Origin of the sequence: Mycobacterium innocens (assembly GCF_900566055.1) — a bacterium.
Taxonomy (GTDB): Bacteria; Actinomycetota; Actinomycetes; order Mycobacteriales; family Mycobacteriaceae; genus Mycobacterium; species Mycobacterium innocens.
In genome coordinates, this window is sequence record NZ_UPHQ01000295.1 from 1 (window position 1) to 3,499 (window position 3,499).

General features: G+C 59.4%; 1 protein-coding gene and 1 pseudogene. Both read right to left on the reverse strand.

Going from position 1 to position 3,499, the window contains the following annotated elements:
- Positions 1–125: 125 nt before the first annotated feature.
- Positions 126–541: pseudogene (locus EET03_RS32125) on the reverse strand (hypothetical protein); the annotation flags it as partial.
- A gap of 2,788 nt (positions 542–3,329) precedes the next feature.
- Positions 3,330–3,488, reverse strand: coding sequence for a transposase (locus EET03_RS32560; RefSeq protein WP_279637749.1), 159 nt, complete (start codon positions 3,486–3,488; stop codon positions 3,330–3,332).
- Positions 3,489–3,499: the final 11 nt, after the last annotated feature.

Below are 3,499 nucleotides of genomic sequence, written 5' to 3' on the forward strand. Positions count from 1 at the left end.
ACTCGAACAAGCCCACAAACGCCGCCTTGCCTGGCACCGCCAGCAAAGGCACACTGAACCCATCCAGGACCCCGACGATGTTGTCTGATCAAACGCGAATCTCTATCGCAAAGTCAGAAACACCTCATCACCGGATCGGCCGCCACCGCGGCCAACCACACGGTGAACACCGAACGCACCGCCTCGGCCCGCTGCCCAAACCGGCGCAGCCAACCCCGCACCGTCTCGGCCGGACGCGCCAAATCCGCAGCAACTCGGCGAAACCCCACCCCGGCCCTGACCTTCGCTGCCAGCGCCCACACAATCACCGCCGCGGTATCAGCGCGACGCAGCAACACGCTCACCGGCAACAACACATGCGTCACGCCGCACCCGGTACACCGCGGCCGGACACAGCTCAACCCGGTCCATCCACACCCCGCAACTGCCGCGGTCGCCCCCGCCCCCAGCCCGCCAGCACAACCCCGCAAGACGGGCAGCTCAGCTCACCAGCCGCCAACCTGCGCTCGACTTGATCGACATCTGCTTCTACGGTGACCACATGCGCCTCCGAGCGCACACAGAGGGCCCTCCCGTAGCACTCGGCCAAGAGACGACGGGAGGGCCGTCGCCTACCAACGACTTGATCACCGTGCCGCCCCGGCACCACACACACCAAACCGGGACACAACCGGCCCACACGCTGCTCACCGTCAGCGCCGGAACCCTACCCCCATGTGCTCACCCTGAATGCCTTCGAACACGCCAGAATACCGGTAGGAACTTGCCTTCAATGGTGAGTTCGTGCGCGGGAGGTGAGCTGATCTATTGCCGGGTGGTGGTTTGCGAGCAGGGGGTTGCTCATCATGGTCAGCCGCCCGCGGTTCGAGCTGAGCAAAGTGTAGGTCTTGTGTTGCATGCCACGACCAGCCCGCAGGAGTCGGCGGTCTCGGTAGCGTCCATCGGCTGCGACGCGAAGCTACCTGTGCTCACGCTTCGTCACCAACAGACCGGTCGCTACCGGTCTGAGCGTGCGCCTTCCCGTGTCACGTCAGCGAACCGGCCGGGTGACCTCGCTGATCCGCACCCCCCGTACCCTGCCCCGGATTTGATTCTCGACGCCGCCGATGCCGTCCGCCTGCTCGACGCTACTTACCCACCGCGACCGCGCGATGGTCCTGCCGCCTGGTCCGCTTGTTGTGTTGACTTTTCGGTGGTTGCGGCGAGCGGGACGCGACCGAGACCGCTGTCTTTGAACCGACAGCAGTCACCTTTGATGGCGACGATCTTCGGCGTGGTAGGTGACCCCCTGGGGACAATACACGCCTTAACAATCGGTGGACGTCTCGCCGCACCAATCACCTGAGTCGTGGGAGCGAAAATCCATTACGGTAACAATTTGGCGCAATCGATCGAATGGAGCCATTTTAGGAGTGCGAAGTCACCTGACGTCCTAGGTCTGTAAGATTCAGAAGTGCCCGACCCAAGCCACCTCACGCCGTCCTCGCCATTACTCGGAATCACGGTCGCCTGACCCGCGAGTCCAACGACTATCCAATCGTCATCTCGGACCCAGACGGCAGGTGCGTTTGTAATGCGACAAGCTGCGGAGTATGTACGAATATCCTGAATGTCCTCGCCAATCTGTAGGCGCGGACAGATGAGTCCACCCGCCGAAACCGCAGAAACTAGTAAGTTCAACTCCGCATCTCGAAACCTAGGAGCGAATTCTCTGTACTCAGCCACCCATTCCGCGGACAGCTCACCCTCATTGTTCCGACGGATTGGGAGAGTCTGGATAGGACCTGGGATGCTGCCAGTGGAACTCAAACCATGCGATGCGATGTTAACTGCGAGGCACGGGCTCGGAGCCTCTGCCACGTGCCACACCCAGCCTGGCCAATGAACATAATATCCTGACGTAGCACGAATCTCCAGCGCAGATGAGACAATATCTTGAGTTGAAGTCGTCGAGAGAAACTCTTCATCACCATTCTCGGTGGAATATATCGTCACGTTATTGTAGGCATCGTTGGCCCGCAAGTCCGCATGGTCCCAATAAAAGAAACGCTTTTCGCCGCGCACTACGAGGTGCCGGTTCCAGCAGTGTTCCCGATGAATTCCGCCCGGCGTCACAGCGTATTCGCCAGCGAAGATATCACATCTGACTGCTCCGTCGGTGAGTCCGGGATGCCATATAGCTTCGCCATAACAAGAACATAGTTCTTTGATTAATGCCGATTGCCACTCATTCACCCCTCTGACATATAATGTAAACGAACGGTCACTATTGTTGCATAGGTTTTCAATGTTGGCGGATTCTGCTACTACTTCTCGCACAGTAGTAGCAGAAGATTCACGTACTCCGTCGACAAATAACCCGACATAGCTGTCTATCGGGGCACTCTCAATCGCATTCCACACCATTGAAGCGTTCAAGCGCACTGGCATGGCTATCTTGCCTGAAACAATGTTCCCAAAATTGCTCATGCCGTTGCCGAGTCAAGAACGTTCGTTGAAGCCCATGAAACGCAACCGGCCGGTAAGCTCCACGACGCCGGCACGATCACATGTGCCATGGGAATTTCCAGACCATCCGGCCAGGTGGAGTTGGCGGTCCTGGTGATACGGGCGGGATTGAACCCAATGGTGACGCGGCGGGTCCTGGTGCAGTAGCAGATCGTCGCGCGATTAGGCGAGTCGAACGACCGCGCGGGCCACAGGCTAATCCGGGCAGATCTTCCCTGTGGTGCGCGCCGAAGGTACAGAAGATTTCGACGATCACGCAGATTTGAACTTAGGACGGGGACCCTAGACACCGGCGTGCGTCGGATCCCTGTCGACGTGCTGGCGTCTCCGCCGATGCGCCCTACTCGACAACTCCGTCGGCTGGGAAAGCAGGAAAGCTGTACGCCACAGCATCTTCGCTGTACAACTGTTCGTGAGACATAGGCGACATTCCTCTCATTCTGAGCTTTCGATACGGCCATTGCCCGATCGGACGCTGGGAGGTCACTGATTATACCCGCAGTCGTTATCAACCCCAAAATCTACGACGTGCCTCACCTACTTTGAGCGCGTAGCCGGTGGTGGTGCCTGATCGGAAAAATAACCAAGGTGGAAAAATAACCAAGGTGAGTGGGCAGCAGAAAGTAACCCGGCGGAGCTTGTAGGCCTCAAAATTTCACGGTCTCCGGAGTTCTCCCCTTGCGGCTGCTGAGATCACGAGTTGATCTTGATTTCCGGCTTGTCCGTAGGCGGCACCGTCGCGTGTCGTGCGCTGCCGCCGGGTTCCATGGTCCCGGGGTGGCTGTTCCTTCCTTGGGGTCGAACGGACACGGGTCCGCGGGTCAGGGGATGGCGCGGACGCGGTTGACGGCGGATGCGAATTCTTTTGCCCAGGGCCAGGTTTCGGGGACCCGCAGGATCAAGTTGCGGGATCGTTTGACCAGGCGGGCCGCAGCGTGCAGCAGCCGGTAGCGCAGGGTCGCCGGTTCGGCCTTGGCCAGCGGGCCGTCCA